Annotated in this window: 22 protein-coding genes, 2 tRNA genes, 2 rRNA genes and 1 riboswitch; of the genes, 19 read left to right on the top strand and 7 right to left on the bottom strand. The window is 62.7% G+C overall.

The genetic code is table 11. The features are described from left to right. The 4 genes from CBW50_RS09770 to CBW50_RS09755 all read right to left on the bottom strand — a co-directional run. Positions 1-131 (bottom strand): 23S ribosomal RNA (locus CBW50_RS09770); the annotation flags it as partial. Positions 132-376: 245 nt separating this feature from the next. After that, a tRNA-Ala gene (locus tag CBW50_RS09765) sits at positions 377-452 on the bottom strand. 19 nt (positions 453-471) lie between these two features. Beyond that, positions 472-548, bottom strand: a tRNA-Ile gene (locus CBW50_RS09760). 100 nt (positions 549-648) lie between these two features. Further along, positions 649-2,179 (bottom strand): 16S ribosomal RNA (locus CBW50_RS09755). 638 nt (positions 2,180-2,817) lie between these two features. Between CBW50_RS09755 and cobT the strand changes: the two genes are divergently transcribed. The 13 genes from cobT to CBW50_RS09690 all read left to right on the top strand — a co-directional run bounded on the left by cobT (position 2,818) and on the right by CBW50_RS09690 (position 15,710). After that, a complete protein-coding gene (gene cobT / locus CBW50_RS09750; protein WP_086145348.1) occupies positions 2,818-3,858 on the top strand; it encodes a nicotinate-nucleotide--dimethylbenzimidazole phosphoribosyltransferase in 1,041 nt (346 codons plus the stop codon). Positions 3,859-3,860: 2 nt separating this feature from the next. Beyond that, on the top strand, positions 3,861-4,670 hold the full coding sequence (locus CBW50_RS09745) for an adenosylcobinamide-GDP ribazoletransferase (RefSeq protein WP_086145347.1): 810 nt from the start codon (positions 3,861-3,863) through the stop codon (positions 4,668-4,670). 4 nt (positions 4,671-4,674) lie between these two features. Next, a complete protein-coding gene (locus CBW50_RS09740; protein ID WP_086145346.1) occupies positions 4,675-5,229 on the top strand; it encodes a histidine phosphatase family protein in 555 nt (184 codons plus the stop codon). 44 nt (positions 5,230-5,273) lie between these two features. Continuing rightward, positions 5,274-5,516: riboswitch (cobalamin riboswitch) on the top strand. A gap of 126 nt (positions 5,517-5,642) precedes the next feature. Further along, a complete protein-coding gene (locus CBW50_RS09735; RefSeq protein ID WP_086145345.1) occupies positions 5,643-7,508 on the top strand; it encodes a TonB-dependent receptor in 1,866 nt (621 codons plus the stop codon). Positions 7,509-7,588: 80 nt separating this feature from the next. Continuing rightward, the gene (locus CBW50_RS09730) at positions 7,589-8,614 is read left to right on the top strand and encodes an iron ABC transporter permease (protein WP_086145344.1); all 1,026 of its coding nucleotides are present in this window, start codon (positions 7,589-7,591) and stop codon (positions 8,612-8,614) included. A gap of 7 nt (positions 8,615-8,621) precedes the next feature. Next, a complete protein-coding gene (locus tag CBW50_RS09725) occupies positions 8,622-9,395 on the top strand; it encodes an ABC transporter ATP-binding protein (RefSeq protein ID WP_086145343.1) in 774 nt (257 codons plus the stop codon). Beyond that, a complete protein-coding gene (cobO, locus tag CBW50_RS09720) occupies positions 9,392-10,036 on the top strand; it encodes a cob(I)yrinic acid a,c-diamide adenosyltransferase (RefSeq protein ID WP_086145342.1) in 645 nt (214 codons plus the stop codon). Before CBW50_RS09725 ends, cobO begins: the two co-directional genes overlap by 4 nt. A gap of 7 nt (positions 10,037-10,043) precedes the next feature. Continuing rightward, positions 10,044-10,610 (top strand): bifunctional adenosylcobinamide kinase/adenosylcobinamide-phosphate guanylyltransferase, encoded by a 567-nt coding sequence (cobU, locus tag CBW50_RS09715; RefSeq protein WP_086145341.1) that lies wholly within the window; start codon positions 10,044-10,046, stop codon positions 10,608-10,610. Beyond that, positions 10,604-11,557: an adenosylcobinamide-phosphate synthase CbiB gene (gene cbiB, locus CBW50_RS09710; RefSeq protein ID WP_086145340.1), complete on the top strand. Its 954-nt coding sequence runs from the start codon at positions 10,604-10,606 to the stop codon at positions 11,555-11,557. Before cobU ends, cbiB begins: the two co-directional genes overlap by 7 nt. After that, on the top strand, positions 11,550-12,536 hold the full coding sequence (gene cobD, locus CBW50_RS09705; protein ID WP_086145339.1) for a threonine-phosphate decarboxylase CobD: 987 nt from the start codon (positions 11,550-11,552) through the stop codon (positions 12,534-12,536). The genes cbiB and cobD overlap by 8 nt, the downstream gene beginning before the upstream one ends. Beyond that, positions 12,533-13,444 (top strand): cobalamin-binding protein, encoded by a 912-nt coding sequence (locus tag CBW50_RS09700; protein ID WP_086145338.1) that lies wholly within the window; start codon positions 12,533-12,535, stop codon positions 13,442-13,444. The genes cobD and CBW50_RS09700 overlap by 4 nt, the downstream gene beginning before the upstream one ends. Continuing rightward, on the top strand, positions 13,441-14,259 hold the full coding sequence (locus tag CBW50_RS09695) for an ABC transporter substrate-binding protein (protein WP_086145337.1): 819 nt from the start codon (positions 13,441-13,443) through the stop codon (positions 14,257-14,259). The genes CBW50_RS09700 and CBW50_RS09695 overlap by 4 nt, the downstream gene beginning before the upstream one ends. Next, positions 14,256-15,710: a cobyric acid synthase gene (locus CBW50_RS09690; RefSeq protein ID WP_086145336.1), complete on the top strand. Its 1,455-nt coding sequence runs from the start codon at positions 14,256-14,258 to the stop codon at positions 15,708-15,710. The genes CBW50_RS09695 and CBW50_RS09690 overlap by 4 nt, the downstream gene beginning before the upstream one ends. A 3-nt stretch (positions 15,711-15,713) precedes the next feature. Here CBW50_RS09690 and CBW50_RS09685 read toward each other — a convergent pair whose 3' ends face one another. Next, positions 15,714-16,871, bottom strand: a complete 1,158-nt coding sequence (locus CBW50_RS09685; RefSeq protein WP_086145335.1) for a hypothetical protein — start codon at positions 16,869-16,871, stop codon at positions 15,714-15,716. A gap of 208 nt (positions 16,872-17,079) precedes the next feature. Between CBW50_RS09685 and CBW50_RS09680 the strand changes: the two genes are divergently transcribed. The 6 genes from CBW50_RS09680 (at position 17,080) to yacG (ending at position 22,493) form a co-directional block, all read left to right on the top strand. After that, positions 17,080-18,552, top strand: coding sequence for a DHA2 family efflux MFS transporter permease subunit (locus CBW50_RS09680; RefSeq protein ID WP_226936235.1), 1,473 nt, complete (start codon positions 17,080-17,082; stop codon positions 18,550-18,552). Between the two features lie 73 nt (positions 18,553-18,625). Then, positions 18,626-19,822, top strand: coding sequence for a type II secretion system F family protein (locus CBW50_RS09675; protein ID WP_086145333.1), 1,197 nt, complete (start codon positions 18,626-18,628; stop codon positions 19,820-19,822). Positions 19,823-19,928: 106 nt separating this feature from the next. Next, entirely contained in the window at positions 19,929-20,798 is an 870-nt protein-coding gene (locus tag CBW50_RS09670) for an A24 family peptidase (RefSeq protein ID WP_086145332.1), read from the top strand. A gap of 29 nt (positions 20,799-20,827) precedes the next feature. Next, positions 20,828-21,475, top strand: a complete 648-nt coding sequence (gene coaE / locus CBW50_RS09665; protein WP_086145331.1) for a dephospho-CoA kinase — start codon at positions 20,828-20,830, stop codon at positions 21,473-21,475. 62 nt (positions 21,476-21,537) lie between these two features. Next, positions 21,538-22,293 carry a cell division protein ZapD gene (gene zapD / locus CBW50_RS09660; RefSeq protein WP_086145330.1) on the top strand — a complete coding sequence of 252 codons (756 nt, stop codon included), beginning with the start codon at positions 21,538-21,540 and terminating at the stop codon, positions 22,291-22,293. 11 nt (positions 22,294-22,304) lie between these two features. Further along, positions 22,305-22,493, top strand: coding sequence for a DNA gyrase inhibitor YacG (yacG, locus tag CBW50_RS09655; RefSeq protein ID WP_071325269.1), 189 nt, complete (start codon positions 22,305-22,307; stop codon positions 22,491-22,493). A gap of 3 nt (positions 22,494-22,496) precedes the next feature. Here the strand turns inward: yacG and CBW50_RS09650 are convergent, their stop codons facing one another. Further along, on the bottom strand, positions 22,497-22,916 hold the full coding sequence (locus CBW50_RS09650) for a PIN domain-containing protein (RefSeq protein WP_086145329.1): 420 nt from the start codon (positions 22,914-22,916) through the stop codon (positions 22,497-22,499). Between the two features lie 6 nt (positions 22,917-22,922). Further along, on the bottom strand, positions 22,923-23,132 hold the full coding sequence (locus CBW50_RS09645) for a hypothetical protein (protein ID WP_086145328.1): 210 nt from the start codon (positions 23,130-23,132) through the stop codon (positions 22,923-22,925). Between the last annotated feature and the right edge of the window lie 47 nt (positions 23,133-23,179).

Here is a 23,179-nt window from a genome sequence, read left to right as displayed (position 1 = left end):
TGGGTTGCCCCATTCGGAAATCTGCGGATCAAAGTGTGTTTGCTCACTCCCCGCAGCTTATCGCAAGCTACTACGTCCTTCATCGCCTGTAATCGCCAAGGCATCCACCATGTGCACTTATTCGCTTGTCCCTATAACGTTAGCCTCTGAWKAYCGAARTMMTCAAAGAGCGCTACAGGGATAAGAAAGTACAACGTTGTTGCTTGTTTGTTGATACATACAATCATTACCCATCGATTYRYKTKTTACGGYAAACCGATCAATAAATAATCTTTACTTCTTCCAGATTGTTAAAGAACGAAACAGCTTTGATCGCTAAAAGATCAAAYCTAAACCTGAGTCACTGACCGGCTTACGTTTGCACTTTCAAAGTACTTGGTGGAGGATGACGGGATCGAACCGACGACCCCCTGCTTGCAAAGCAGGTGCTCTCCCAGCTGAGCTAATCCCCCTGAGATTTTACTAATTAGCTGGTAGGGCTGGTTGGACTCGAACCAACGACCCCCGCGTTATCAACACGGTGCTCTAACCAGCTGAGCTACAGCCCCAACGCGGWRCTWCTACGACTACTGTTTCTTCTTTGACTAACAGCCGATAAGTGTGAACATTTGATGCGTGAAYCAKTTAMCTGRTTCGTGCAAACTCTAGAAAGGAGGTGATCCAGCCGCACCTTCCGATACGGCTACCTTGTTACGACTTCACCCCAGTCACGAATCCTACCGTGGTAAGCGCCCTCCTTRCGGTTAAGCTACCTACTTCTGGTAAAACCCGCTCCCATGGTGTGACGGGCGGTGTGTACAAGACCCGGGAACGTATTCACCGCGACATGCTGATCCGCGATTACTAGCGATTCCAACTTCATGCAGTCGAGTTGCAGACTACAATCCGGACTACGATACACTTTCTGCGATTAGCTCCCCCTCGCGGGTTGGCGGCGCTCTGTATGTACCATTGTATGACGTGTGAAGCCCTACCCATAAGGGCCATGAGGACTTGACGTCATCCCCACCTTCCTCCGGTTTGTCACCGGCAGTCTCATTAGAGTGCCCTTTCGTAGCAACTAATGACAAGGGTTGCGCTCGTTGCGGGACTTAACCCAACATCTCACGACACGAGCTGACGACAGCCATGCAGCACCTGTGTACTGGTTCTCTTTCGAGCACTCCCCAATCTCTCGGGGATTCCAGCCATGTCAAGGGTAGGTAAGGTTTTTCGCGTTGCATCGAATTAATCCACATCATCCACCGCTTGTGCGGGTCCCCGTCAATTCCTTTGAGTTTTAATCTTGCGACCGTACTCCCCAGGCGGTCTACTTCACGCGTTAGCTGCGTTACCAAGTCAATTAAGACCCGACAACTAGTAGACATCGTTTAGGGCGTGGACTACCAGGGTATCTAATCCTGTTTGCTCCCCACGCTTTCGTGCATGAGCGTCAATCTTGACCCAGGGGGCTGCCTTCGCCATCGGTGTTCCTCCACATATCTACGCATTTCACTGCTACACGTGGAATTCTACCCCCCTCTGCCAGATTCTAGCCTTGCAGTCTCCAATGCAATTCCCAGGTTGAGCCCGGGGATTTCACATCAGACTTACAAAACCGCCTGCGCACGCTTTACGCCCAGTAATTCCGATTAACGCTTGCACCCTACGTATTACCGCGGCTGCTGGCACGTAGTTAGCCGGTGCTTATTCTTCAGGTACCGTCATTAGCAAGRGATATTAGCYCTCACCGTTTCTTCCCTGACAAAAGAGCTTTACAACCCGAAGGCCTTCTTCACTCACGCGGCATTGCTGGATCAGGCTTTCGCCCATTGTCCAAAATTCCCCACTGCTGCCTCCCGTAGGAGTCTGGACCGTGTCTCAGTTCCAGTGTGGCTGGTCGTCCTCTCAGACCAGCTACTGATCGATGCCTTGGTAGGCTTTTACCCTACCAACTAGCTAATCAGATATCGGCCGCTCCACGAGCATGAGGTCTTGCGATCCCCCACTTTCATCCKTAGATCGTATGCGGTATTAGCGTAACTTTCGCTACGTTATCCCCCACTCCAGGGTACGTTCCGATATATTACTCACCCGTTCGCCACTCGCCACCAGAGCAAGCTCCGTGCTGCCGTTCGACTTGCATGTGTAAGGCATGCCGCCAGCGTTCAATCTGAGCCAGGATCAAACTCTTCAGTTTAATCTCTGTTTAATGTCATTTCTGACAGGTCGGACAGTATCACTACCATCCAAATCTTTTRCATTGCAAAAGATTTGCTCACTCAAAAAACTGACAGGCCACTACTTTCGTAGCGCCTATTTCATTATTTCTTGTGAACATTTGATATTTTAAGTATGACGCCAATCCGAAGATCGGCGCTGCACTTGCATCAAATGTCCACACTTATCGACTGTTAATTGTTAAAGAACTGTATTCGGTACTGCTTTCGCGCTATCGACAAAGCGTTGTGTTTGTCAGCTGCGAAGAAGGAAGAGTATGAAGCGTTTCGGCAATCCGAAGATCGGCGCTGCACTTGCATCAAATGTCCACACTTATCGACTGTTAATTGTTAAAGAACTGTATTCGGTACTGCTTTCGCGCTATCGACAAAGCGTTGTGTTTGTCAGCTGCGAAGAAGGAAGAGTATGAAGCGTTTCGCTAAATCCGTCAACCTTCTTTTTTACCCACCTCACTCAGCATTTGCATGCGTCGTTCAGCGAGGGGGCGAATTATAGCCCTGCCCCGCACGCCCCGCAAGGGCTAATTTGCAGCTGGACAAATATTGCTGTGTGATATCGTAGTGCCGACAATACCCTGCCGCATTCACCTTGACTCCCATGCCTATCCCACACATCGCCCCCACCGCCAATCCCGCCCTGGCCAGCGCCCTCGAACATGCCATCAATAGCAAGACCAAGCCGCTGGGCAGCCTCGGACTACTGGAAACCCTGGCCCGGCAGATCGGCCTGATCCAGCAAAGCACACACTTGGCACTGCAACAACCTGCGATTATCGTCTTTGCGGCCGACCATGGCGTCGTCGCGGAAGGTATTTCGGCCTATCCGCAAAGTGTGACCTGGCAAATGGTGGAAAACTTCCTCGGCAACGGCGCCGCCATTAACGTCTTCGCCCGCCAGAACAATTGCGCCCTCTATATAGTAGATGCAGGCGTGAACCACGATTTCGGTCCGCGCGACGGCTTGCTCGACCGCAAGCAGGCTCCCGGCACCCGCAACTTTGCCCAAGAACCTGCCATGAGCCGGGAACAATGCCTGGCCGCCATGCAGGCGGGCATGGACCTGGCCGCCACCCTGGACGGCAATGTGCTGGGCTTTGGCGAAATGGGCATCGGCAACACTACCGCCGCCGCCGCCCTGATGCACAAGCTGACCCAAACACCGGTCGCCGACTGCGTGGGAGCCGGCACCGGCCTGTCCAAGGAGGGCATTTTGCACAAGCAGCAGGTGATCGAAGCGGCCGTCGCCCATCACGCGACAGTCCATGAGCCGCTCGACGTGCTGGCCACGTTTGGCGGCTTCGAAATCGCCATGATGGCCGGCGCCATGCTGAAAGCGGCCGAACGACGCATGATTCTGCTGATCGACGGTTTCATCGTCAGCAGCGCCCTGCTGGTGGCGGCGCGCTTGCGGCCGGCCATCCTCGATTACTGCGTGTTTTCGCACTGCTCCGATGAAAACGGCCATCGCCAGCTGCTGGCCAGCCTGGGAGCGCGTCCGCTGCTGCACCTCGATTTGCGCCTCGGTGAAGGCACGGGGTCGGCGCTGGCCTTGCCGCTGCTGCACGCGGCCGTCAACTTCATGCGCGAGATGGCCACCTTCGCCTCGGCCCAGGTCAGCGAAAAGTCCACGTCACACTGACCATGGCCAACCCCGTTTCCGCCGCAGTCCACCAGTGCCGCCTCTTCTTCATCGCGCTGCAGTTCTTTACGCGCCTGCCCATCCCCCGCTGGGTGGGTTTCGAGCCGGCCTGGCTGCAGCACGCTTCACGCTACTTTCCGCTGGTGGGCGCGGTGGTGGCGACCATCTGTGGCGCCGTGTATCTGCTGGCCAGCTGGCTCCTGCCTTCGGCGGCGGCCGTGCTGCTGGCCGTCGCCGCCGGCATCTACCTGACGGGCGCCTTCCATGAAGACGGTTTCGCCGACATGTGCGATGGCTTCGGCGGCGGCTTGACGCGCGAGCGGGTACTGGAAATCATGAAGGACTCGCGCATTGGCGCGTATGGCGCCATCGGCATCATCTGCCTGCTGGCCATCAAGTGCACGGCGCTGGCCTCGCTGCCGCCACACATCGTCGTGGCGACACTATTCATCGCCCATCCGCTCTCGCGTCTGGCCGCCGTCTCGCTGATCTGGGTCATGGACTATGCGCGCGATGAAGGAAAATCCAAGCCGATGGCACAGGAAATGACGACGGGAGAATTCATCATCGCCGCCGTCTGCGCCCTGCTGCCGGCCATCGCCTGCGGCGTGCTGGGGATATTTGACTGGGCGGCGCTCGCCTTTGCCATCGTGGCTGGGGCAGCGGCCGCATTCTGGCTGGGCCGCAAATGCCAGCGCCGCCTGCAAGGCTACACGGGCGACTGCCTGGGCGCCGTGCAGCAGGTGGCGGAAGTGGCGATTTACCTGGCCATCCTTTCCAGCTTGCAGCCGCCCACACGCTTCTTCTATTAACACCATGCGCCTGATTCTCGTTCGCCACCCCGCACCGCAGGTAACCAGCGGCACCTGCTATGGCCGCAGCGACGTGGCGGTGGCGCCGCACGAAATGGCCGCCGTGCGCACCAGCCTGCAGGTGACCTTGCCGGCCGATGTGCCACTCTACGCCAGTCCGCTGCGCCGCTGCGCCGGCCTGGCGACGGCCCTGGCGCAGGATCTGCCAGCGAGCGAACTACACTTTGATGCCCGGCTGGCCGAAATGGATTTCGGCACATGGGAAATGCAGCCCTGGCACGCGATTGCGCGCGCGGACATCGATGCCTGGGCCGCCGACCCGGCCTGGTACCGCCCCGGCGGCGGCGAAAATGTGCTGGCGATGGCCGCCCGCGTCGATGCGTTTTTAGGCGATCTGTTGCGCGAACAACACGAAACAGTGCTCATCATCTGCCATGCGGGCACCATCCGCCTGTTGTCGGCACTGCAAGCACGCCTGCCATTGGAGGAAACAGCCCTGCTGGCCGCCCATTCCGCCCACAAAATCGCCTATGGTGCGACCGTCGTCGTCGATTTCTGATATCGAATCGTCCAGCCGACCATTTCAGTCCCCGCCTGCTGCACGTATAATGGCGGGGTTTTGGTGCCCGCGCTCATGTCCATGAGCGCAGTTAAACGGGAAACACGATGCCGCGCTCGCGGCGAACGTGTGCTGCCCCCGCAACGGTAAGCAAGTGTCGCCCCTCTCTACAGGAAGCGGACGACAAGCTATCTCTGACAACCACTGTGCTTGCAATCATCGAGCATGGGAAGGTGGGATAGCCGTACTTGCCAGCCCGGATACCGGCCAGGACAGGTGGAAGTGTGCGAACGGGGATGTTCGCGATCCGAATGGCCCATGGCCGTCTTCGATCGTCAATCTCAGTTCCCACTTCTGTTCAATCTGGCCTACGGGGACGTCGGCTGGTTGCATATTACTTACTGAAAATTATCATGACCCATGCTGTTTCCCGCCGCGCGACGCTCACGTCGCTCGCGCTAGCCATTGCCGCGCCTGCCGCCTTCGCCCAAGCCACGCCCGACACCTTCGATCCGGTGATCGTTACCGCAACCCGCACACCGCAAAAAACCAGCGAATTGCTGGCCAATACGGCCATCATCACCAGCGAAGAGATCGCGCGTTCGGGTGCGGGATCGGTTACCGAGTTGCTGCAAAAACAACGTGGCATCGAAGTCGTCCGCAATGGCGGTGCAGGCACAGCGGCATCGGTGTACATCCGTGGCGCAAACAGCACCCAGAATATCGTTCTCGTGGACGGCGTCCGCATCGGTTCCTCGACCCTGGGCACCGCCAACTGGAGCCCGGTTCCACTGGCAAATATCGACCGCATCGAGATCGTCTACGGTCCATTGAGCACCCTGTACGGCGCCGATGCCATCGGTGGCGTCATCCAGATTTTCACCAAAAAAGGCAGCGGCGCGCCAGTGGTTGGCGCATCGGTCGGCTTTGGCAGCGATGCCACGCGCCAATATGATGCCAGCGTTTCGGGAGCAACCGGTGGCTACAACAGCCTGAGCTACTCGTTGAACGTCAGCAAGGAAAAAAGCGACGGTTTTTCGGCCACCAAACCAGGCAATTTCTCTTACAACGCAGACAAAGACGGCTACGACAAGAAGAGCGTCACTGGCCAGGTTGGCTTCCAGTTGGCCAAGGGACATGACTTGGGCCTGGCATTCATGAACAGCAAGCTTGAGGCCCAGTACGACAACGGCCCTGGCTATGATACGCGCAGCAATCAAAAGCTGGAAAACATCGGCGTATTCATGAACAACGAATTCGTTCAAGGCTGGCACAGCAAGGTACAAGTTGCCGAAGCACGCGACAAGGCCAACGAGGACACCGCTGCGGGCGCAGCCGGCAAAAGCCATCTGGAAACCAAGCAATCGACTTTCGATTGGCAAAATGATATTACTATCGGCGCCGATACGCTGCAGTTGCTGGCCAGCTACCGCAAGGAAGAAGTTGTCTCCAGCGCCAAGCCAATCTTGAATCGTGCGCGCGACACCAAGTCGCTGGCAGCGTCCTACACCATGAAGCGCGACCAGCACCTGCTCAGCGCAAGCCTGCGCCGTGACAAGATGTCGGAAACCGGCTCGACCAACACAGGCAGCCTTGGTTACGGCTACCAGATCAATAATGCCTTGCGCGCCACCGCCAGCTACGGCACCAGCTTCCGCCAGCCTACCTACAATGAACTGTATTACCCAGGTTACGGCATCGCCAGCAACCGTCCCGAAAAAGGCCGCAACGCTGAAGTCGGCCTGCGCTATGACGATGGCAAGACACAGCTGAGCGCCGTGTACTATCACAATCGCGTGACCGATTTGCTGATCTATGCGGACACCTGCCCGGTTGAAGTGGCCACGCATCCGTTCGGCTGCGCCTACAACGTCAACAAGGCATTGCTGGAAGGCATCACCTTGACCGGCCGCCGCAAGTTTGGCGACTTCGGCTTCAGCGGCAATATCGACCTGCAAGATCCGCGTGATCAAACCCTGGACAAATCGCTGGTGCGCCGCGCCAAGCGTCATGCCAACTTTGCGGCTGACTACAGCATCGGTCAACTGAACACGGGCGCCGAATGGCAATTGTCGGGCAAGCGTTTTGAAAATCCTGCCAACACGACCAGCCTTGGCGGTTATGGCCTGGTCAACCTGTTCGCCACCTATCAAGTGGCGCAGGACTGGTCGGTGCTGGCGCGCTGGAACAATATCACTGACAAGAAGTATGAACTGGCCCGTAACTACAATACCGCCGGCTCCAACTTCTTCGTCGGCCTGCGTTACGGCTCGAAATAAGCAGATAGTAATGATGTAAGCTGCGGGCGATGGCATGCCGCCATCGCCCGCAGATGCGGTTCCCGATTTTAAGGCAGTACATGCACCCATTTTTCCGCAATATGCGCCACCGCGCCACGGTGATCATCACCGTGCTGGTCGTGTGCGCGATTGCCAGCCTGATTTTCTCCGGCATGATCGGTTCGATCGCGATTCCGCTCGCCGACCTGCCTTCCGCCCTGCTCCATCTGGTGCAAGGCAAGACCGACAACATCGCCGCCACCCTGCTCGACCTGCGCCTGGGTCGCGCGCTGACCGCCTTTGTCACGGGCGCGGCGCTGTCGCTGGCCGGCGTCATGATGCAGGCGCTGCTGCGCAATCCCCTGGCCGACCCGTACGTACTGGGCATTTCCGCCGGCGCCTCCGTCGGCGCGCTGGCCGCGCTGCTGTTCATGTGCGCGCTATGGGTGGTCGACGCTGCCGCCTTTGCCGGCGCCGTCGGCGTGTCCATGCTGCTGTACCTGTTTGCCCGGCGCGACCTGCGCGGCGGCGCGGCGGCTGAAGGCGGCGCCTCGCTGTTGCTGCTGACGGGCGTCATTCTGGCCTCGGCCTGCATGGCCATCGTCACCCTGATGCTGTCGATCGCGCCCGAAAGCCGCTTGCGCAGCATGGTCTTCTGGATGATCGGCGACCTGGCCGGCGCCCCCGCGCGCCTGATGCCCTGGCTGGTACTGGCCGGCGCCCTGGTCTTCGCCTTGCGCAGCGCCCGCTCGCTCAACGTCATGGCCCTGCATGCGGAAGCGGCCAGCACGCTGGGCGTGCGCGTGGGCGCGTTGCGCAAGGGCCTGTTCTTCTGTTCCGGCCTGCTCACGGCCAGCGCCGTCACCAGCGCCGGCAGCGTGGGCTTTGTCGGTCTGATCGTGCCGCACGCGCTGCGCTTTGCCTGCGGCCCCGATCATCGCCTGTTGATTCCCGCCGCCGCGCTGGCAGGCGGCACCTTCCTCGTACTGGCAGACACGCTGGCGCGCACCGTGCTGGCGCCGTTGCAGCTGCCAGTGGGCGTCGTCACGGCCATGATAGGCGCGCCCGTCTTCCTGTACCAGCTGCACCGGCTGCGCCGCACATGAAATCAATATGATACGCACCTACCAACTTGGCCTGAAAGCAGGCGCGCGCTGCCTCGTGGATAACCTCAACTGGCGCATCCAGGCGGGAGAATGCTGGAGCGTCATCGGCCGCAATGGCGCCGGCAAGAGCACCTTGCTGCGTACCCTGGCTGGCCTGCGCGAACCGGATGCCGGCCACGTGACGATACAGGGCCGCGCCTTGATGGACTGGCCTCTGGCCGACCTGGCACGTGAGCGGGCGTTCCTGGCTCAGGCGCGCCATGATGCGTTCTCGTACCGCGTCATCGAAACGGTGCTGTCGGCGCGCCATCCATACCACGACAATCATTACTGGGAGGGCAGCGACGACCAGCGCATCTCCCTGGCGGCGCTGGCATCGATGGAAGTGGAACACCTGGCCGAACGCGACGTGCGCAGCCTGTCGGGCGGCGAACGGCAGCGCGTGGCGATCGCCGCCATGCTGGCGCAGGATACGCCCCTGCTGCTGCTGGACGAGCCGGCCAACGCGCTGGACCTGGCGCACCAGGTCAGCGTCATGGGCTTGCTGGCGAGACTATGCCGCGAACAGAACAAAACCGTCGTCATGGTGGGGCACGACCTGAACCTGGCGCACAGCGTCTCGACCCACGCACTGCTGCTGATGGGTGATGGCGGCTCGCTCGCCGGCCCCGTGGCCGATGTGATGCAGGCATCGCTCCTGAGCCACTACCTTGGCCACCCGATCGAAATCATCGAACACGGCAAACGCAAGATATTCATACCGAAAGAGGATCAAACATGAGCGATAGCAAACACGTCGACGCGGAAACCGCAGCCAATACCGCAGCTATAAACGAGCGCCACCGCGTGCGCATGGAGAGAAAGAAGGCCATCATCGATGCAGCCATCGCCAAGGCGGACAAGGAAATCGGCATCATCATCGTCAACACGGGCAATGGCAAAGGCAAGAGTTCGAGCGGCTTCGGCATGGCCATCCGCGCCATGGGCCACGGCATGAAAGTGGGCGTGGTGCAGTTCATCAAGGGCGCCATGTCGACCGGTGAAGAAAAGTTCCTGCGCCGCTTCCCCGATGAAATCAGTTTTCATGCGATGGGCGAAGGCTATACCTGGGAAACGCAAAACCGCGAGCGCGACATCGAGAAAGCCGAACTGGCATGGGAGCAGGCGAAGACCTTCCTGGCCGACCCAAGCTACGGTCTGGTGCTGTTCGACGAACTCAATATCGCCCTCAAGTACAACTACCTCGACGTGCACAAGGTCATCGCCGACCTGCTGGAGCGCCCGGCCATGCAGCACGTGGTCATCACGGGCCGTGGCGCGCCCGACGAACTGATCGCGATCGCCGACACCGTCACCGAGATGGCCGTCGTCAAGCATGCGTACGCGGCCGGCATCGGCGCACAAATCGGCACCGAGTGGTAACAGCGCCATGACGCGCACCCTGGTCTTCGGCGGCGCCCGTTCCGGCAAGAGCGCCCATGCGGAAAAGCTGGCCCGCGAGTCCGGCAAGGAGGTGATCTACATCGCCACCGCGCAGGCGGGCGACGGCGAGATGGCCGCGCGCATCACGCATCACCGGGCGCAGCGACCGGCAGAATGGGTCACTGTGGAAGAGCCGCTGCGGCTGGGCGACGCCATCCTTCGGCAGGCACGGCCCGGCCGCCTGCTGCTGGTCGACTGCCTGACCCTGTGGCTGACGAATCTGATGTTTTCCAGCGGCGAGACATATCCGGACGTGGGCGACATCGTCCTGCCGGAGCTGTTCCACAGCGAGCGCGCGCATCTGCTGTACGCGCTGGCCGAAATCGAAGACACCGGCTGCAACCTTGTGCTCGTCTCGAACGAAGTGGGCATGGGCATCGTGCCCTACGGCGCCATCTCGCGCTGCTTCACCGATGAAGCGGGCCGCTTGAACCAGGCCGTGGCGGCCGTGTGCGACAAGGTTGTCTTTATCGCCGCCGGCCTGCCCCTGCACCTGAAAGGCGGCCCATGCTGAGCGGCCTGTCGCTGCCCATGCTGGCCGCCCTGATGACGGCCGGCGTGCTGCTCGACATGCTGCTGGGAGAAACGCGCCGCTGGCATCCGCTGGTGGGTTTTGGCCGCCTCGCCAGCGCGCTGGAGCGCCGGTTGAACCGGGGCCGTGGGCGTTTTCTGCGCGGCGCGCTGGCATGGACGCTGGCCGTGCTGCCCATCAGCTATGCTGCCTGCTGGCTGTGCGGCCTCTCGGGTGCGGCGCTGCACGTTTTTTTGCTGTATCTGTGCCTGGGCCTGCGCAGCCTGCGTGACCACAACCAGCCGATCGCCGATGCCCTGGCCATCGACGACCTGGACAACGCGCGCCTGCTGACGGCGCGCATCGTCAGCCGCGACACGGCCAACGCCGATGCGGCCAGCCTGGCCAAGGCCAGCACGGAATCCCTGCTGGAAAACGGCAACGACGCCGTCTTCGGCACCCTGTTCTGGTTTGCCGTGGCGGGCGGCCCCGGCGCCGTGCTCTTCAGGCTGGCCAATACCCTCGATGCCATGTGGGGCTACCGCAATGCGCGCTACGACTGGTTCGGCTGCTGCGCCGCGCGCATCGACGACATCCTCAATTACCTGCCGGCGCGCCTGACGGCCCTGTCGTATGTCTTGCTGGGCAAGAGCATGGCGGACAAGAAGCGCGCATGGCACTGCTGGCGCAGCCAGGCCCCCGCCTGGGGCAGCCCGAATGCGGGTCCCGTGATGGCCAGCGGCGCCGGCGCCCTGGGCCTGGCTCTTGGTGGCGACGCCATCTATGACGGCGAGCTGGAACGCCGCCCGCCGCTGGGCGCCGGCCGTCCCGCCGAAGCGCGCGACATCGACCGCGCCTGGCGCCTGGTGGCCGAGACGGCAGTGCTGTGGCTGATCTTGGTGGCCCTGCTGGCCGGGCTGTACTACTTGAGGGGAAAATACCTTGCTTGAACATGGCGGCAACCTGCGCGACGCCGCGCGCGCGTATGGCCGGCCCCTGGAAGACTGGATCGACCTGTCGACCGGCATCAATCCGCACTGGTATGCAGCGCCAGCACCCGACGCCAACGCCTGGCACCGGCTGCCGGAAGCCGATCCCGCGCTGGCGGCTGCCGCCTGCGCGTACTACGACGCGCCTGCCATGCTGCCCGTCGCAGGCACACAGGCCGCCATCCAGGCCCTGCCCCGGCTGCGCGCGCCATCGCGCGTGGTGGTGGCCGCACCGTCCTACGCGGAACACGCACACCACTGGGGCCAGCACGGCCACCAATTGCGGCAAGTACCATATGCGCAGCTGGCCGAGGCCGCGGACAGCTGCGACGTGATGGTCGTCTGCAATCCGAACAATCCCACGGGCGAGCGCATCGCCCCCGAACTGCTGCTGGCATGGGCGGGCCAGCTGGCCGCGCGCGGCGGCTGGCTGGTGGTCGATGAAGCGTTTGGCGATACGGAAGCGCCAGTCAGCCTGGGGCCGCACTCGGGCCAGCCGGGTCTGATCGTGCTGCGCTCGGTGGGTAAATTCTTTGGCCTGGCGGGTCTGCGCCTGGGCTTTGTCGCCGCCCATCCCGCGCTGCTGGCACAGCTGGCCGACATGCTGGGACCGTGGAACGTCAGCGGCCCGGCGCAGCAGGTAGCGCTGGCGGCCCTGACGGACACGCACTGGCAGGACGCCATGCGCGAGCGCCTGCGCGGCGAAGGCGCCCGCCTGCGCCAGCTGCTGGCCGCGCACGGCATTGCCAGCAGCGGCACGGCGCTGTTCCAGTGGTGGCCGGAAGCACGCGCCGAGGCGCTCTGGCGCCACATGGCGGAATCTGGCATCTGGGTGCGCCTGTTCCGCCACGCCGCCCACGGCACCCGCCTGGGCCTGCCCCCCGACGAACACGCCTGGCTGCGCCTGCAGCAGGCCCTCACTACATGGAAGCACACATGAAAATCCTGAAAATATCGCTACTGCTGGCCGGACTGGTCTCGCTGCAGGCGCATGCCGCCATCACCGTGCGCGACGACGACGGCAATACCATCACCATGGCCAAGCCGGCCCAGCGCATACTGGCACTGGCGCCGCACGTCACGGAACTGCTGTTCGCCGCTGGCGGCGGCGAGAAAATCGCCGGCGTCGTCAGCTATAGCGACTACCCGGAAGCGGCCAAGAAACTGCCGCAGGTGGGCGACAACCGCCAGTACGACATGGAGCGCATCATCGCCATGAAGCCGGACCTGATCGTCGTATGGATGCACGGCAGCGCCGAGCGCCAGATCGCCATGCTGCGCCAGCTGAAGGTGCCGATTTATCACAGCGAACCGCGCAAGCTGGCCGACATTCCCGACAGCATGGAGCGCCTGGGCCAGCTGATGGGAACGGAAAAAATCGCCAAACCGGCCGCCGCCCAACTGCGCGCCAAACTGGCCAGCCTGACGGCGCAATATGCGCAGCGTCCGCCCGTGCGCGTGTTTTACCAGGTGTGGGACAAACCTTTGTATACGCTGAGCGGCGCGAGCATCATCAGCGACTCCATGCGCGTCTGCGGCGGCCAGAATGTGTTTGCCGCGATGAAGGTGGTGGCGCCCGTCGTCACGCCGGAAGGCGTGCTGCAGGAAGACCCGGAAGTCATTTTCGGCACCAGCGAAAAGAGCGACCCGCGCAGCGAGGGCGGCCTGGCCATGTGGCGCGCCTTCCCGTCGATGACGGCCGTACGCAGGAATAATCTGCTGCGCCTCAATGGCGACCTGCTGAACCGCGCCGGTCCGCGCATGATCGAAGGCACGGCCGCCATGTGCGAGCAGCTGGAAGCGGCCCGCCAGCGCCGTACCGCTCCCGCAGCCAAGGGCGCGCAATGAGCCACGCAGCGAGTCACTACCAGCGCATCGCCTGCCTGTCGACGGAGGCCGTGGAAACGCTGTACGCGCTGGGCGCCCAAGACGTCATCGCGGGCATCTCGGGCTTTACCGTGCGCCCGGCCCGCGCACGCGAGGAAAAAACCAGGATCAGCGGTTTTTCCTCGTCAAATCTGGAGCGCATCCTGGCCGTCCGGCCTGACCTGGTGATCGGTTTTTGCGACATGCAGGCGGACATTTGCCGCGACCTGGTCAAGGCCGGCATCGAAGTGCACCAGTTTAACCAGCGCACGGTGGACGGCATCCTGCGCATGATCGCCGTGCTGGCCGCGCTGGTCCAGCGCGAGGAGGCAGGCCGCGAGCTCGTCGCCAGCCTGCGCGCCGACATCGCCGCCGCCCGCGCCCGCGCCGCAGCCTGGACGCGCAAGCCCTTGATTTACTTTGAAGAGTGGAATGATCCCCTGATGAGCGGCATCGGCTGGGCAGCGGAATTGATCGTCATCGCCGGCGGCGCGGACGCCTTCCCGGAATTGTCCGTGCAGCCGGGCGCAAAGGAACGCATCATCGCCGAGCCGCGGGAGGTGGTGCGGCGCGCGCCCGACATCATCCTCGCCAGCTGGTGCGGCAAGAAGTTCCAGCCGGCGCAACTGGCGGCGCGCCCGGGCTGGGATGCGATTCCCGCCGTACGCAATGACATGCTGTTCGAGATCAAGTCGCCCGACATCCTGTCGCCCGGCCCGGCGGCGATTACCGAAGGGCTGCGCCAGATCAGCGACATCATCGCGCGCTGGCAACATCTGCAGGAGCAGCAGGCATGAAGCTTCCCTTCCCCGCCCTGATGGTACAGGGCACGACGTCCGACGCGGGCAAGAGCACCGTCGTGGCAGCCCTGTGCCGGTTGTTGAAGCGCCGTGGCGTGACGGTGGCGCCGTTCAAGCCGCAAAACATGGCCTTGAACAGCGCCGTGACAGCGGACGGCGGCGAGATCGGCCGCGCCCAGGCGCTGCAGGCGCTGGCCTGCGGCATTGCGCCGCACACGGACATGAATCCGGTACTACTAAAACCGTCCTCGAACACGGGTGCGCAGGTAATCATCCACGGCAAGGTGCGCGCCGAAATGGATGCGCGCGATTACCAACAGTATAAAACCATCGCCATGGGCGCCGTGCTGGAGTCGTATGCGCGCCTGCGCCAGCAGTACGACGCCGTCGTCGTCGAAGGCGCGGGCAGCCCCGCCGAAGTCAACCTGCGCGCGCGCGACATCGCCAACATGGGCTTTGCCGAAGCCGTCGACTGCCCCGTGATCCTCGTCGCCGACATCGACCGGGGCGGCGTCTTCGCCCACATCATCGGCACCCTGGCCTGCCTGTCCGACAGCGAGCGCGCGCGCATCATCGGCTTCGTCATCAACCGCTTCCGCGGCGACATCTCGCTGCTTGCGCCCGGCATCGAGTGGCTGGAACAGCAGACGGGCAAGCCCGTGCTGGCCGTGCTGCCCTATCTGCAAGGCCTGTTCCTCGATGCGGAAGATGCGGTCGAAGCCATGCAGACCGAACGGGGCGCCTTCAAGGTGGTGGTGCCGCAACTGCCGCGCATCAGCAACCACACGGATGTGGACGCCCTGCGCGCCCACCCTGGCATCGACCTGCAATTCATCCAGCAAGGGCAACCGATTCCCCCTGCCGACCTGGTGATCCTGCCCGGCAGCAAGAACACGCGCGGCGACCTGGCCTGGCTGCAGCAGCAGGGCTGGCCCGCCTACCTGGCCAAGCACCTGCGCTACGGCGGCAAGGTGCTCGGCATCTGCGGCGGCTTCCAGATGCTGGGGCAAAGCGTGCGCGATCCGCTGGGCGTGGAAGGCGCGGCGGGAGAGTCAAAGGCACTGGGCCTGCTCGATATGCTGACGGATCTGACGACGGACAAACGCCTGCAACAGGTGAGCGGCCATTGCGCATTTGCCGGCGCGGCAGACGCGCCCGTGGCCGGCTATGAAATCCACATGGGCGTGTCGCATGGCACCGCATTGCGGCAGCCGGCCTTCGTCATCGACGGCCGGCCGGAAGGCGCCGTATCGGGTGACGGGCAAATCCTGGGCAGCTATTTGCACGGCATGTTCGACACGCCCGCCGCGTGTTCGGCGCTGCTGCGCTGGGCCGGGCTGGACTCGGTGCACACGGTGGACACCGCCGCCCTGCGCGAGGCCAGCCTGGAGCGCATCGCCGACGCGACGCTTCCGCTGCTGGCGGCGCTCGACGCACTCCCGCGCTAGGCTTTACTTTTTCAGGCAGCTCGTCAGGAAGGAGCGGTCGGTCGAGAACTGCACCGCCATGCTCGACGAGACGGGCATGAACATCGCGTAATCGGCCAGCGCGTCGGCCGGGTCCTTGAATACGGCGACGCCGTCGAATTCGACGGCCTGGGACCCCGTGCCCAGCTTGTTCAAGCTCACGTTTTCCCCGTGTACCTTGCCGCTGGCATTGTTCGTGATGGTCGCCACATTGCCGGCGATATCGATCTTGCCCGTCGTGCCGCCCTGCTCCGCGCACGCATAGCTGCCATTGATTTCTGTGCCAATCTTCTGTTGCTTGGCCGCCACGATGGTACCCACGCGCAGGACATTTTCCTGGTTCCGGCTATAGCGGTCGATGAACAGCGCCAGCCCCCGGTCCCCCGCATGCACGTGCACGATGCCGAAGTCCTGGCCGCCCTGGCGGGCGACAAGCAAGCCGTTCTTCGCATCCTTGACCAGCGTCAAATCCGCGCCTTCCGGCGGCGGCAAGCCCGGCACGGCCGAGCAGACGCCCTGGGCATCGAAAACACCGCCATTGCACAGTCGGGCCGCTCCGTCGGCAGCGATCCTGAAACTGCCTTTCGGATTGAAACGGTCAGCGCCATTCGATGCGTTGCGCATGGCGCCCAGGAAAATATAGCTGCCGGCCAGCCGGGCGACATCGCCCACCGTGTAGCCGGTGCCGCTGACGGTCGACGCCATGTTACCCAGCTTGATATTGCCCGACAGAAGACGCGTGCGCGCATCGACGGTGACGCTGAAATCCGTTGCCGTGTAGGTGGTGAGATTGCCGGCGGTGGTAGCGCTGAACGTACCGCTGCGGTCGCTCAAGCCGAACTGCGTCGACAGGACACGGATGGCATAGGTTTTCTTGACGCGGTCAAACGTGATGCGCCAGGTGTCGCCGATATCGGCAGCCACGTCATAGACGCTTTCATCGGCGCCGGCGCCGGCAATGACGTTCAGGCCGGCCTCTTTGGCCACGGCTTCCGACGCCAGCGTCACGCTGTCAGCGGGGGTAACGGGTGGCGTCACCACGACCGGCGGCGTCGCCGGTGTCTCAGGCGCGCCGCCACCGCTGCCGCCGCCACATGCGGACAGGGCCGCGCCCAGGACAAGAAACGTAAGTACATTTTTCATTTGAGGTAACTTTTCAGGAAGGAAGAGACCGGAGATGTCAGGAAACACATGCTAGCCGTGCCTGGGATCTATTGCCATAGAACAAATGTTCCATGGACTATTCCGTCGATACGAGGGCGAAATGGACAGCGCGGGCGGCACGCCAGCGCCATTTATGTGACAATCCACCGCACTGTCGGCTCCGTTTCTCCTCCCCAGGCTCGCATCCATGACCAGTTCCCCGATTAAAAGCTACCTTCCCTGGGTGGTCGCCACCGCCCTGTTCATGGAGCAACTCGACTCCACCATTGTCAACACCGCCATTCCCGCCATGGCTGCCAGCCTGCACGTGACGCCGCTGAGCCTGAAAGCCGTCGTCACCAGCTATATCCTGAGCCTGGCCGTGTGCATTCCCATCAGCGGCTGGATGGCCGACCGCTTCGGCACGCGGCGCGTGTTTTCCGCCGCTGTTGCCATCTTCACCATTGCCTCCATCCTGTGCGGCCTGTCCGTCAATTCGCCGATGCTGGTGGCGGCGCGGCTGCTGCAGGGCGTGGGCGCGGCCATGATGATGCCGGTGGGCAGGCTGACCATCATCCGCACCTTTCCCAAGTCACAATTGCTGGCGGCCATGAATTTCGTCATCATCCCCGCCCTGATCGGCCCCCTGCTGGGCCCCACCGTGGGTGGATTGATCGTGCACTGGCTGTCGTGGCGCGAGATTTTCTTCGTCAACGTACCCGTGGGCCTGGCGGCGCTGTACCTGGCGCACCGCTACATGCCCGACTACTACGGCGACAAGCCGCGCCCGCTGGACCTGATCGGCCTGGTGCTGTTCGGCACGGGCATCGCCTTGCTGTCTTGGCTGCTGGAAATATTCGGCGAGCACAAGATCGACCCCACCTCGGCCGCCGTGCTGCTGTTCATCTCCATCAGCCTGCTGGCCGCGTATGCCTGGCATTCGAGCGAAGTGCTGCACCCGCTGCTGCGCCTGACCCTGTTCAAGATCCGCACCTTCCGCGTCTCGGTGGTGGGCGGCTTCGTCACGCGCCTGGGCGTGGGCGGCCTGCCCTTCCTGCTGCCGCTGCTGTACCAGCTGGGCCTGGGCTTGCCCGCCTGGCAGTCGGGCTTGCTGATGATGCCGTCGGCAGCGGCCGCCATGGGCATGAAATTCATTTCCGCGCGCGTGCTGGCCCGCTTCGGCTATCGCCAGGTGCTGATCGTCAACACAGTGCTCATCGGCATCACCATCGCCATGTTTTCGCTGGTGGGCGTGGGCACGCCCCTATACATGATCGTCGCCATCAGCCTGTGCCTGGGCTTTTTCAATTCGCTGCAGTTTTCCAGCATGAACACCATCGCGTATGCCGACGTCGACAATAGCGATTCCAGCATGGCCAGCACCATCGCCAGTTCCATGCAGCAACTGTCGATGAGTTTTGGCCTGGCCTTCGGCTCGCTGATCACGGGCTGGTACCTGGGCGACATGCCGCAATCGGACCGCGCCATGCTGAGCACGGCGCTGCACCACGCTTTCCTCACGCTGGCCGCTTTGACCGTGCTGTCCTCGCTGACCTTCTGGACCCTGCGCCGCGACGATGGCGAAAGCATCAGCAAGGGTTCGGAAAGCAACGAGGAAGCGACGGCCGACGTCAAGGCCCAGGCTGTCGTGCAGACGGAAGTACAAGCCACAAAGGGCTGAGCCAGATCAAGCGTGGCGCCAGCGCTGCTGGTGTTTTTTCCTGCCGCTGCTACAGTGGCAGCAGGAGGCGCACATGGCGGCCGAGCGTCAGTTTGCGTGGAAGGGAACGGACCGCCATGGCAAGCCCGTGGACGGAATGCTGCGCGCAGCCGACGCAGCGGCGGCCAGCCTCGCGCTGCGGCGCCAGGGCATCCTGGCCACGCGCGTGCGCGCGGCCCGCGCCGCGCCGGGCAAGGCCATCACGCAGAAGGATATTGCCCTGTTCACGCGCCAGCTGTCGACCATGATGGCGGCCGGCGTGCCGCTGCTGCACGCCTTCGACATCGCCGGCAAGGGCCACGCCAAGCCCGCCATCACGGAACTGATGCGGCACTTGCGCCACGACATAGAAGCGGGCAGCAGCCTGCAGCAGGCATTCCGCCAGTTTCCCCTGCTGTTCGACGAACTGTATTGCAATCTGCTGGCGGCCGGCGAGCAGGCCGGCATCGTGCAGGAATTGCTGGCGCGCCTGGCCACGCACCAGGAAAAGGCCATCGCCCTGCGGCGGCAGGTGCGCGGCGCGCTGATGTATCCGCTGGTCATCGTGCTCGTCGCCATCGTCGTCACGGCCATCATCATGAGCGTGGTCGTGCCCGCCTTTCGCCAGGTTTTCGACAGCTTCGGCGCGCCCTTGCCGCTGCCCACCCTGGTGGTCATGGGCTTGTCTGCCTTCCTGCTGCGCTACTGGCTGGCATTGCTGGCGGCACTGGTGCTGGCCTATGTGCTGCTGCGCCTGGCCTGGCGCCGCTCGCCGGCCCTGCGCCGGCAGGCACAACTGCAGGCGCTGCGCCTGCCGCTGGCCGGCCCGCTGCTGCGCAAGGCGGCCATTGCCCGCTGGACGCGCACCCTGGCCGCCATGTTCGCCGCCGGCGTGCCCCTGCTCGACTCGCTCGATCTGGTCGGCGCCGCTTCCGGCCACGCGCTGTACCAGGAGGCGACCGCCCGCATCGACCGCGACATCCGCGCCGGCGGCAGCCTGGCCCTGGCCATGGAACACAGCGGCGTGTTCCCCGACCTGCTGACGCAGCTGGCCCTCATCGGCGAAGAGTCCGGCGCGCTGGACGCCATGCTGTCGCGCGCCGCCGAGATCGTCGAAGGGGAAATCGAAGCGACCGTCGCCCTCATCACTGCGCTGCTGGAGCCGGCGCTGATGGTGGTGCTGGGCGTACTCGTCGGCGCCCTCGTGATCGCCCTGTATTTGCCGATTTTTAAGCTTGGCGCCGTGATTTGAAGACATGTCCACGTAAAACGCCCCCATGCGCCGGCGGATGTTTTACACTGCTGCAGTGCCAGGCAATGTTTGCACGGCAACATTCATCCCCTCAGACAAGTTCACCATGCTGCAAGATACCCTGCTGTTCGCCGCCCCCGGCAATCTGCCCGTCACGCTCGCCGCCGCCCTGTTCGGCCTGATCGTCGGCAGCTTCCTGAACGTGGTGATCCACCGCATGCCGAAAATGATGCAGCGCGAATCCGACAATTACGTGGCGGAAGAAACGGGCCAGCCGCTGCCGCACACGGACCGCTACAACCTGATGCTGCCGCATTCGCACTGCACCGCCTGCGGCCACCGCATCACGGCCATGGAAAACATTCCCGTCATCAGTTATTTGCTGCTGCGCGGCAAATGCAGCGCCTGCCAGGCGCCCATCTCCGTCCGCTATCCACTGGTGGAATTGCTGACGGGCGCGCTGTCGGCCGTACTCGTCTGGCATTTCGGCAGTGGCTGGACGGGGCTCGCCACGCTTGTCTTTGCCTGGCTGCTGATCGCCATGACCTTCATCGATGCCGATACGCAAATGCTGCCCGACGACCTGACCTTCCCCCTGCTGTGGGCTGGCTTGCTGGTCAATATCAATGGCACTTTCGTGCCCCTGCAGGACGCCGTCATCGGCGCGGCCGCCGGCTACCTGGCCCTGTGGAGCGTGTACTGGGCCTACAAGCTGGCGACAGGCAAGGATGGCATGGGCGCTGGCGACTTCAAGTTGCTGGCCGCGCTAGGCGCCTGGCTCGGTTGGACCATGTTGCCAACCATCATATTACTGTCGTCGCTGGTGGGCGCCGTGGTCGGCATCGGCCTGATCCTGTTTGCCAAGCGGGCCCGCGACAATCCGATCCCGTTCGGCCCCTACCTGGCGGCCGCGGGTTTCATCGCCCTGCTGTACGGCACCTCCCTGTCGCGGCTCACGCCTGGCCTGCCCGGCTGACCGGTGCCGCATCCCGAATGGATAACAACATGCAAGTACAAGACGCTCCCTATTTCAGCGTGGGTCTCACCGGCGGCATCGGTTGCGGCAAGAGCACGGTGGCCGACCTGTTCGCCGCGCGCGGCGCCGCCATCGTCGACACCGACCAGATCGCCCACAGCCTGACGGCACCCGATGGCGCGGCCATGCCGGCCCTGGTCGCGGAATTCGGCCCCGACTACGCCGATGCGCGCGGCGCCCTCGACCGCGTAAAAATGCGCAAGCTGGTCTTTTCCGACGCGGCCGCCAAGGCCAGACTGGAAGCCATCCTGCACCCGCGCATCCGCCAGGCCACCCTGACGGCCGCGGCCGAAGCGACGGGCAGCTATGTGATCTTTGCCGTGCCCCTGCTGGTCGAGTCCGGCGGCTGGGTGGAAAGAGTCAACCGCGTGCTGGTCATCGATTGCCTGGAGAGTTTGCAGATAGCGCGCGTGATGGCGCGCAATGGATTGTCGGAAGAACAAGTCAAAGCCATCATGGCCACCCAGGCCACGCGCGCCATGCGCCTGGCCGCGGCGGACGATGTCATCGACAACAATGGCGATTTGGCGGCCCTGGAGCCGCAGATTGCCCAGTTGCACGATTTATATCTGGCATTTTCAAAAAGAATGGCTGGAATCGGGTCGCAACGTTTGTAATTTGTCGACGCTTGGTTCAAAATCACGGGATTGTTTGCAGGTCCTTACTTAAGGGAATTATTTTGATTGTCTACGAATACCCTTTCAACGAACGCATACGTACCTTGTTGCGGCTGGAAGACCTGTACGACAAATTCAAGTTCTTCATCCAGCAAGAGCATGCAATGCAGCATCATGTCGCTTTGGCAACCATTTTCGACATGCTCGAAGTGGCGGGCCGCGCCGACCTGAAGTCAGACCTGCTGCAGGAACTCGAGCGCCAGCGTCAAAGCCTGCTGGGCTACCGCAGCAACCCGAATGTAGAACCGGAAACCCTGGACGCCATACTGGGCGAACTCGACAGCGTTAGCGGCGCCCTGGTGGCGGCACAAGGCAAGACGGGCCAGAATATCCGCGACAATGAATGGCTGATGAGCATCCGCGGCCGCACCATCATCCCGGGCGGCGCCTGTGAATTCGACTTGCCGTCGTACTTTGCCTGGCAAAAGCGCAGCTGCGAGCAGCGCCTGACCGATATCCACGCCTGGTTCGCCCCGCTGGCGCCCCTGTTCGATGCGCTGGCCCTGGTATTGCGCCTGCTGCGCGATTCCGGCGGCCCCGTCAAGCTGATCGCCAATGGCGGCAGCTACCAGCAAATGCTGCAAGGCAAGGTGTACCAGATGCTGCGCCTGAGTCTGGACGAAAGCAGCGGCGCCATCCCGGAAATTTCCGCCAACAAATACATGCTGTGGGTACGCTTCACCACCCAGGGCGGCGACCTGAAACCCAAGCCGCTGGAAGACGATGTACCATTCGAGCTCACACTCTGTAATTTTTAACTGTAATCGCCATGACCGTCGTTAACTGCCCTACCTGTGCCGCCAAAGTCGAATGGACTGAGGCCAACAAATACCGCCCCTTCTGCTCGGAACGCTGCAAGCAGATCGACCTGGGCGCCTGGGCCGAGGAAAAATACACGATTCCCGCCGCCGACCCGTTCGAAGATCCGCTGGCGGACGAAGACAACAAGCCGCAGTAATCTTCAAGCAAACGGATTTTCCAGGCGCAGCCCCTGCGCCACGAAGTTGACCAGCCGTCCACTGACTACCGTCAAGCCATAGGCGATACCCATCGCCGCGATCTGCCTGTCCACGTCCCGCACCCGGCTGCCGCCATCCTGCAGGCGGGCGCAGACAAGGGCGCAATCGAGGTCGAAGTCCAGCAGCCGCGGCGCATACTCCGCCAGCACGGCTTCCAGCCAGCCTTCCAGGGCCAGCGCTTCGAGCGCCGCTTCGCGCCGCCAACTCAGTTGTATGCCTGCACGCAACTCGGCGATCACCTGCACCGGCACATAACGCTCTTCCGGCGCGCTCCGCTCAAAAAAGGCGGCCACGCCCGCTGGCGCCCTGTCTCCCTTGCGCGCGGCAATGATCACATCCGTATCAAGCAGGTAGCCGGGCATGGCGCGTCAGGAGCGGCGGTGGAAATCCGTGTCGAGTCCCACATCCGGCATGGCGCGCAAGATGTCGTCGAGCGGCCGCTTCGGCAACGGCCGCAAGGCGCTGCGCAAAATATCGCGGTGCTCTTCCTCGATGCTGCGTCCATGCGCACGGGCACGCTTATGCAGCGCCGCGAGCAGCAATTCATCGGTATCGGTGAAGGTCAGGGTCAGCGCCATGCGAATTCCCCCAGTACGTCATGCAAGCACTGTAGCGCAAAACATCG

This window comes from Janthinobacterium sp. GW458P (assembly GCF_002127585.1).
GTDB lineage: Bacteria > Pseudomonadota > Gammaproteobacteria > Burkholderiales > Burkholderiaceae_D > Janthinobacterium.
Note: the sequence above shows the minus strand (reverse complement) of the source record. Positions and strands in the feature narration are given on the sequence as shown.

What these genes read in the sequence shown, in the direction of transcription:
- cobT (WP_086145348.1), top strand. Translation starts at nt 2,818, where the DNA reads ATGCCTATCCCACACATCGCCCCCACCGCCAATCCCGCCCTGGCCAGC.
- CBW50_RS09745 (WP_086145347.1), top strand. Translation starts at nt 3,861, where the DNA reads ATGGCCAACCCCGTTTCCGCCGCAGTCCACCAGTGCCGCCTCTTCTTC.
- CBW50_RS09740 (WP_086145346.1), top strand. Translation starts at nt 4,675, where the DNA reads ATGCGCCTGATTCTCGTTCGCCACCCCGCACCGCAGGTAACCAGCGGC.
- CBW50_RS09735 (WP_086145345.1), top strand. Translation starts at nt 5,643, where the DNA reads ATGACCCATGCTGTTTCCCGCCGCGCGACGCTCACGTCGCTCGCGCTA.
- CBW50_RS09730 (WP_086145344.1), top strand. Translation starts at nt 7,589, where the DNA reads ATGCACCCATTTTTCCGCAATATGCGCCACCGCGCCACGGTGATCATC.
- CBW50_RS09725 (WP_086145343.1), top strand. Translation starts at nt 8,622, where the DNA reads ATGATACGCACCTACCAACTTGGCCTGAAAGCAGGCGCGCGCTGCCTC.
- cobO (WP_086145342.1), top strand. Translation starts at nt 9,392, where the DNA reads ATGAGCGATAGCAAACACGTCGACGCGGAAACCGCAGCCAATACCGCA.
- cobU (WP_086145341.1), top strand. Translation starts at nt 10,044, where the DNA reads ATGACGCGCACCCTGGTCTTCGGCGGCGCCCGTTCCGGCAAGAGCGCC.
- cbiB (WP_086145340.1), top strand. Translation starts at nt 10,604, where the DNA reads ATGCTGAGCGGCCTGTCGCTGCCCATGCTGGCCGCCCTGATGACGGCC.
- CBW50_RS09700 (WP_086145338.1), top strand. Translation starts at nt 12,533, where the DNA reads ATGAAAATCCTGAAAATATCGCTACTGCTGGCCGGACTGGTCTCGCTG.
- CBW50_RS09695 (WP_086145337.1), top strand. Translation starts at nt 13,441, where the DNA reads ATGAGCCACGCAGCGAGTCACTACCAGCGCATCGCCTGCCTGTCGACG.
- CBW50_RS09690 (WP_086145336.1), top strand. Translation starts at nt 14,256, where the DNA reads ATGAAGCTTCCCTTCCCCGCCCTGATGGTACAGGGCACGACGTCCGAC.
- CBW50_RS09685 (WP_086145335.1), bottom strand. Translation starts at nt 16,871, where the DNA reads ATGAAAAATGTACTTACGTTTCTTGTCCTGGGCGCGGCCCTGTCCGCA.
- CBW50_RS09680 (WP_226936235.1), top strand. Translation starts at nt 17,080, where the DNA reads ATGACCAGTTCCCCGATTAAAAGCTACCTTCCCTGGGTGGTCGCCACC.
- CBW50_RS09675 (WP_086145333.1), top strand. Translation starts at nt 18,626, where the DNA reads ATGGCGGCCGAGCGTCAGTTTGCGTGGAAGGGAACGGACCGCCATGGC.
- CBW50_RS09670 (WP_086145332.1), top strand. Translation starts at nt 19,929, where the DNA reads ATGCTGCAAGATACCCTGCTGTTCGCCGCCCCCGGCAATCTGCCCGTC.
- coaE (WP_086145331.1), top strand. Translation starts at nt 20,828, where the DNA reads ATGCAAGTACAAGACGCTCCCTATTTCAGCGTGGGTCTCACCGGCGGC.
- yacG (WP_071325269.1), top strand. Translation starts at nt 22,305, where the DNA reads ATGACCGTCGTTAACTGCCCTACCTGTGCCGCCAAAGTCGAATGGACT.
- CBW50_RS09650 (WP_086145329.1), bottom strand. Translation starts at nt 22,916, where the DNA reads ATGCCCGGCTACCTGCTTGATACGGATGTGATCATTGCCGCGCGCAAG.
- CBW50_RS09645 (WP_086145328.1), bottom strand. Translation starts at nt 23,132, where the DNA reads ATGGCGCTGACCCTGACCTTCACCGATACCGATGAATTGCTGCTCGCG.